This window comes from Vibrio sp. 10N.261.52.C2 (genome assembly GCF_041471425.1).
In the GTDB taxonomy this organism is placed as follows: Bacteria; Pseudomonadota; Gammaproteobacteria; order Enterobacterales; family Vibrionaceae; genus Vibrio; species Vibrio crassostreae_C.
In genome coordinates this window covers 1-6,643 of record NZ_JBFROH010000084.1, presented here as the reverse complement: position 1 = coordinate 6,643, position 6,643 = coordinate 1, and the positions used below count along the sequence as shown (strand labels likewise).

At 43.9% G+C, this 6,643-nt stretch carries 6 protein-coding genes and 4 tRNA genes; 3 read left to right on the top strand and 7 right to left on the bottom strand.

Going from position 1 to position 6,643, the window contains the following annotated elements:
• The 5 genes from AB4307_RS21610 to AB4307_RS21590 form a co-directional block, all read right to left on the bottom strand.
• Positions 1-662: GTP-binding protein (locus tag AB4307_RS21610; protein ID WP_372133477.1), on the bottom strand; the 662-nt coding region annotated here is incomplete at its 3' end.
• 94 nt (positions 663-756) lie between these two features.
• Positions 757-832, bottom strand: a tRNA-Thr gene (locus AB4307_RS21605).
• 13 nt (positions 833-845) lie between these two features.
• Positions 846-920: transfer RNA gene (locus AB4307_RS21600), tRNA-Gly, on the bottom strand.
• A 39-nt stretch (positions 921-959) separates the two neighbouring features.
• A tRNA-Tyr gene (locus AB4307_RS21595) sits at positions 960-1,044 on the bottom strand.
• A gap of 44 nt (positions 1,045-1,088) precedes the next feature.
• Positions 1,089-1,164, bottom strand: a tRNA-Thr gene (locus tag AB4307_RS21590).
• 210 nt (positions 1,165-1,374) lie between these two features.
• Here AB4307_RS21590 and coaA point away from each other — a divergent pair.
• Positions 1,375-2,298 carry a type I pantothenate kinase gene (coaA, locus tag AB4307_RS21585; protein WP_017066910.1) on the top strand — a complete coding sequence of 308 codons (924 nt, stop codon included), beginning with the start codon at positions 1,375-1,377 and terminating at the stop codon, positions 2,296-2,298.
• 7 nt (positions 2,299-2,305) lie between these two features.
• On the opposite strand, the gene birA is transcribed toward coaA, so the two are convergent.
• Entirely contained in the window at positions 2,306-3,271 is a 966-nt protein-coding gene (gene birA, locus AB4307_RS21580) for a bifunctional biotin--[acetyl-CoA-carboxylase] ligase/biotin operon repressor BirA (RefSeq protein WP_017059800.1), read from the bottom strand.
• Complete coding sequence (murB, locus tag AB4307_RS21575) at positions 3,268-4,314, bottom strand: UDP-N-acetylmuramate dehydrogenase (protein WP_017059799.1); 1,047 nt, start codon at positions 4,312-4,314, stop codon at positions 3,268-3,270. Before murB ends, birA begins: the two co-directional genes overlap by 4 nt.
• Before the next feature lie 66 nt (positions 4,315-4,380).
• On the opposite strand from murB, the gene AB4307_RS21570 reads away from it, so the two are divergent.
• Entirely contained in the window at positions 4,381-4,812 is a 432-nt protein-coding gene (locus AB4307_RS21570; protein WP_017059798.1) for a GNAT family N-acetyltransferase, read from the top strand.
• Between the two features lie 91 nt (positions 4,813-4,903).
• Positions 4,904-6,244 (top strand): CDP-diacylglycerol--serine O-phosphatidyltransferase, encoded by a 1,341-nt coding sequence (gene pssA, locus AB4307_RS21565; RefSeq protein ID WP_372128642.1) that lies wholly within the window; start codon positions 4,904-4,906, stop codon positions 6,242-6,244.
• Positions 6,245-6,643 lie beyond the last annotated feature (399 nt).

The following is a 6,643-nucleotide window of genomic DNA, read 5'->3' as shown; positions in this document are numbered from 1 at the left end:
ATTGAGAATACATCTTCAATTGGTAGTAGGAACGGTTGGTCAACTGCACGCTCTGGCTCAGGAATGTAAGAATCTAGTGCTTCTGCAAGCTCAACGATCTTGTCTTCCCACTGCTTCTCGCCGTTTAGTGCGCCAAGTGCAGAACCTTGGATAACTGGTAGGTCATCACCTGGGAAGTCGTATTCAGAAAGAAGTTCACGAACTTCCATCTCAACTAGCTCAAGTAGCTCTTCGTCATCTACCATGTCACATTTGTTCATGAATACGATGATGTAAGGGATACCAACTTGACGACCAAGTAGGATGTGCTCACGAGTTTGAGGCATAGGGCCGTCAGTCGCAGCAACAACTAGGATACCGCCGTCCATTTGTGCAGCACCAGTGATCATGTTTTTAACATAATCCGCGTGTCCTGGACAGTCTACGTGTGCGTAGTGACGTGCTGGAGTGTCGTACTCAACGTGAGAAGTTGCGATTGTGATACCGCGCTCACGCTCTTCTGGAGCGTTATCGATAGATGCGAAATCTTTAGCAACACCACCGTACACTTTTGCAAGTGTAGTACAGATAGCAGCAGTTAGAGTTGTTTTACCGTGGTCAACGTGGCCGATAGTACCAACGTTTACGTGCGGTTTCGTACGTTCAAATTTTTCTTTAGACATGGGGTGTCCCTCTAGGTACGGATTAGGTGGCTTAAAATAAGACCACGCAACCAAAAAAATGGTTTTCTTTATTAAAGGAGAAGAAGCTTTAGACTGGTGCTAATACCCAGAGTCGAACTGGGGACCTCACCCTTACCAAGGGTGCGCTCTACCGACTGAGCTATATCAGCACACAAAATGAGTTGGAGCGTGCAGCGGGAATCGAACCCGCATCATCAGCTTGGAAGGCTGAGGTAATAGCCATTATACGATGCACGCAACACGTAACTCTGTTTGAGCTATTTAACCTTTAGAATATGGTGGAGAGGGACGGATTCGAACCATCGAAGGCAGTGCCAACAGATTTACAGTCTGCTCCCTTTGGCCACTCGGGAACCTCTCCAAATTTTGAGCTTTCTCTCGCTTGCCTTATAGGAAGGGAGAAAGTGGTGCCGACTACCGGAATCGAACTGGTGACCTACTGATTACAAGTCAGTTGCTCTACCTACTGAGCTAAGTCGGCACAAGTGGGGCGCATTTTATTGAATGATTTTCCACCTTGCAATAGTAAATTGAAAAAAAGTGCAAAATTCTCTGACCAAACTCCTACATACGGCTATTTAGCTCAAGGTTTACGTCTTTAACCCGCATCTAGTACAGGAAGATATTTTATTTATCTATCGCTTGATGTATTTTCCATGCACTTGTTTTGTTATCCACTATAGAGTTTTGTATGAGCCCATTTATGTCATTTGACCGCGAACGTTGGTCTGAGCTAAGGAATTTAGTTCCGATGACACTTTCTGAGAGCGACTTAAAAGAGCTTCAAGGCATCAATGAAAAGCTCACAATGGAAGAGGCAGTAGAGATCTATCTACCGCTATCTCGTCTATTGAACCTCTATGTGGCAGCCAGACAGAATAGAAACTCGGTACTCCACCAATTTCTAGATAAGAAAGAGAAAGCGCCACCTTTTATCATCGGTATTGCGGGTAGCGTAGCTGTTGGCAAAAGTACCACTGCGCGTCTGCTTAAAGCCCTACTCTCTCGCTGGGAAAACCACCCAAAAGTTGAACTAGTGACAACCGATGGCTTTTTATATCCAAACGAGGTGTTAGAAGAGAAAGGGTTGATGAGCAAAAAGGGCTTTCCTGAATCTTACGATATCAAGCGTTTAGTGAACTTTGTTTCGGATGTAAAAGCTTGCAAGAGAAATGTCACAGCCCCTGTTTACTCGCATCTTACGTACAATATTACTGATGACGTTAAGTGCGTCGACCTACCAGATGTGCTTATTATTGAAGGGCTTAATGTTTTACAAACCGGAATGAATTATCCACACGAGCCACATCGCGTGTTTATTTCAGACTTCCTTGATTTCTCACTCTATGTTGACGCTGATAGCCAACAAATCAAAGAATGGTACGTCAATCGCTTTATGAAATTCCGCGATGGCGCGTTTACTAAGCCTGGCTCTTACTTTAGTCATTACACTAAATTATCGAACCAAGCCGCATTGGACAAAGCAGAAGGTATCTGGAGTTCAATTAATGGCTTGAACCTTGAACAAAATATCCTTCCGACAAGAGAAAGGGCTCACCTGATTCTACGTAAAGGCGCAGATCATATGGTTGAAGAAGTGTTACTAAGAAAATAGTAACGCCTTAGTCGCCTTTTCTTAGCGATATCTCGCCACCAATATAGCTCTCGACACCATTCTCAGTTTTGAGCAATACAGCACCTTGTTCATCGATGCCTTGAACAACACCTTCAATTTCTCTAGGTCCAATGATCAATCTAACATTGCGACCTAAGAAATTATCCAAGCGGTTCCAACGCTCTAAAAAATTGGACATTCCTTTCAACTCGTAGTCGACAAGTGACTTATCCCAAGCATTGATCAGAGCCTGCGCTAACTGGTTACGGTCTGGCACCTTCCCATCACACACTTCTTTAAGGGAAGTCCATGGCTGGCCAATACCTGATGTTGTTGGATCCATGGATAGGTTTAGCCCTAAACCAATCACAATATGCGCAGCGCCGCCAGACTGTCCTGACAGCTCGACCAAGATACCTGCAAGCTTCTTGTCATTGTGGTAAAGGTCGTTCGGCCATTTAAGCTTTACACCTTCTACGCCCATCTCTTCCAAAGCTTCAACAACAGCTACACCAACCACAAGGCTTAAGCCCATTGCGGCAGCCATCCCCGCGTCGAGTCTCCAATACATTGAAAGATAGAGGTTTGCACCAAATGGTGATACCCACTCTCGTCCACGGCGTCCACGACCCGCAGCTTGATATTCAGCAATACAGACAGAACCCGATTCGAGGGTGTTAGTGCGCTCTAATAGGTGTTGGTTTGTAGAACCTATGATGGGAATGAGTTCAAGAGAAGCATCGCGACTAACTGCAGACAATTTGTCTTGGTCAAGCATATCCAAACGACTGGCTAGTTTGTAACCCTTGCCTTGTACTCGGTAGATATCTAAACCCCACTCTTGAATACCTTTAATGTGCTTACTGATAGCCGCTCGTGATACGCCAATCATTTCACCTAGGTCTTCACCTGAATGAAACTCACCGTCAGCAAGACATCTCAATAGTGCAAGCTTGGTACTGTGCTCTCTCATGCCAATGACTCCAAAGCCTTATCCAAGTTTGTCTCGCAGTCTCGTCCCATAAAGCGCACTTCATGTTCCAATCGAATATCGAATTTATTCAAAACGGACTGGCGCACTCGCTCTGCAAGCTTAAGGATATCCACAGCAGAAGCCTCATCATAATTGATAATAACCAATGCTTGGTTGGGGTGAACCTGAGCGCCACCTTCTGTCACACCCTTGAACTGGCATTGATCAATCAGCCAGCCAGCAGCAACTTTGATCATGTCATTACTCTCATAACCAACCATATTTGGATATAGAGCTAACAAGCGATCAAAATGATCTTTGGTGATCACAGGGTTTTTGAAGAAGCTACCCGCATTCCCTTGTACTCTAGGGTCTGGCAGCTTACTTGAACGGATAGCACACACTTCATCAAATATAGTGCGAGGGGAGAGCGTATCGGCTGCTAGGCTTTTTAACGGGCCATAGTGATTGCATGGCTCCCACTCTTTCGGCAACGTTAAACCAATCGCAACAACAATCGCTTTATCGTAGAGAGCGTGTTTGAAAATAGAATCTCGGTAACCAAAGAGACACTCTTCTTTGCTTAATCGCTTAACTGTATAAGTATCCAGACACAGGATATCGACATACTCGCATACGTCTTGTAGCTCAACACCATACGCACCAATATTCTGAATCGGAGCAGAGCCGGAACAGCCGGGTATCATTGCTAGGTTTTCTAGACCACCCAGCCCTTTATCCACACTCCACTCAACCAAGCTTGGCCAATCCTCGCCACCACTCACATGCAGTAGGTGATGACTGTCCGTCTCGGCCAGCTCAATCCCGGCTAATTTATTCACGATGACCAGGCCAGCGAAGTGCTCAGTAAAAAGCATATTACTGCCCTTACCCAGTATTAACTTAGGCAAAGCTGACCATTTAGGGTCTTTGTAAAGCGAAATAAGTTCTTCGGTAGTGGTGACTTCAACCAACGCATCACACGTCTGATCGATGGAAAAAGTATGAACATTTTTTAAACTAGCATTGAGATGGAATTGCATGGCGATATTCAATTAACTTACACTGCGGTCATTCTACAGCAGATAAACCAATGGCGCAGTGACTGAATGAACAATGTCATCATTACTCAATTAGACCCAGTAAAGGTTCCCCTAGTTAAACGTTTCTATAAAGAACATTACCCAACGGGAAAAGCGAATAAGAGTGAACTGATCTATTCGTTATTGCTGAATAACGAACTGTGCGGTGTCGTGCGTTTTCGTACAATAGAAAATAATCGCTTACTTACCGGTATGGCGATATCAAAACAACATCGTGGTCAGCAATTAGGCTCCCAGCTTATGGATTATTGTGCGCAACATACGCTTACGGAAGATGATTACTGCTTTGCGTACGCTCATCTCACCAATTTTTACGCGCGACACAAATTCGTACAAGTAGACCCTAAAGATCTACCAAATGGTTTAAGAGTTTTATACGAGCGCTATTCGAATAGCGGAAAAGATCTCATTCCTATGCATTATCAGCAAAATTGTTAGAGAATGCCTCGATTATCTAGTATTTGGTGCTATCCCTTTGGTAAAATTAAAGGTTCGCAATTTTGCATATTTTTAAGGTAAAACAGTCAATATGATTGCCAGTAGGAATCCATTCATACAGTTGCCAACCATAGCGCAGAATCCTGACAAGTTTGAAGTACTACTATCAGCGCAAGAGTTTCGAACTCGCCTACTTGATGAAATATCTCGCGCAACGACTCGTATTAGTTTAGTCGCTTTGTATCTTGAAGATGATGAGGCTGGCCGTGAGATCCTAACTGCCTTATATGAAGCAAAGCAAAAGAATCCAGAATTAGACGTGAGCGTTTGTGTCGATTGGCACCGGGCGCAGCGTGGATTGATTGGCGCAGAGTCTTCTGAAGGCAATGCAGCCATGTATAAAGAGTTCGCAGAGAAATATCAACATTCTGTGCCTGTCTATGGCATTCCCGTTCGCGGCAAAGAAGTCTTTGGCGTATTGCACTTAAAAGGCTTTATCGTCGATGATAGCGTGATATACAGCGGTGCAAGCCTTAACAATATCTATCTGAATTACCATGACCGCTATCGCTTTGATCGTTACCATGTTTTAAACAATGCAGCTCTTGCTGACTCAATGTTTGCCTACGTACACGAACAGATGGTTGCGGACAGCGCTGTTTATGGCCTGGCTGATAAGAACAAGCCTGCGACCAAAGAACTGAAACCAGCGATTCGTCAGTTTCGAGCATCATTGGCAAGGTCTCAGTATCAATTCGAAGGGCAAGAGGTTTCAGCAGAGCAAGTGGCTGTAACACCATTGGTTGGTATCGGTAAAAGACGTAACCGTCTGAATCAGGGAATCAACCAACTCGTCGCTCAAGCTAAAGATGAAATCTTCATCTGCACACCTTACTTCAACTTCCCACCTAGCCTAGCTAAAGAAGTGAAGAAAGCACTTAAGCGTGGCGTAAAGGTCAGCATTGTTGTTGGTGATAAGACAGCGAATGATTTCTTTATCTCACCAGAAGAAGAGTTTAAAACGATTGGTGGTTTGCCATACCTTTACGAACTGAACTTACGCCGTTTCGCTAAAGCGAATGAAGCTCATATTGCTAGCCGTAATCTCTCAATTCGACTTTGGCAACACGATTCCAATAGCTTCCACCTAAAGGGCATTTGGGTAGATAAGCGCTACATGCTACTAACAGGTAATAATCTAAATCCACGCGCATGGAAGTTGGATCTAGAGAACGGTATCTTTATCCAAGATAACTACCATCACCTAACAGACAAGTTTCAGGCTGAAGTGGATAACATCCTTCAACACACTCAGCTTATCTGTACTTATAAGCAGTTAGACAAGGTAGAGAGCTACCCGATGGAAGTTCAGAAGTTGATTCGTAAGATCACTCGTGTGAAAGCCGATAGGGTGCTTAAGCAAATACTGTAGTCGATGTATTAGAGACACTATTTATCAACGCCTAGCAAACGCTAGGCGTTTTTGTATCTACGAGATAGCTATTTAGGTTTGTTTGATGGTCTTTCGAATCAACATCTCTATTTATGCATAGTGAGTGTGATAGCTTGAAGTGTTAAGCATCCTACCTTTTCCTTAGTCAGTCTCAGGGTTCCAGATACGTGTATCAGGTATGGTTTAGATAGCAGCTAAACGAGTACCAATACGAACATAATCGACAATTACCCTTTACGTATTCAAGCAATAAAGTCTCACTCCTTAGGGCGAAGTACGTACGCGATAGAGAATTTCACATAGTAAAACAATCAGATTAGTGCTCTGCTCTATTTAGCTTAACTACCAGAGTTAGAAGTAATACCAATCCGGAAAATT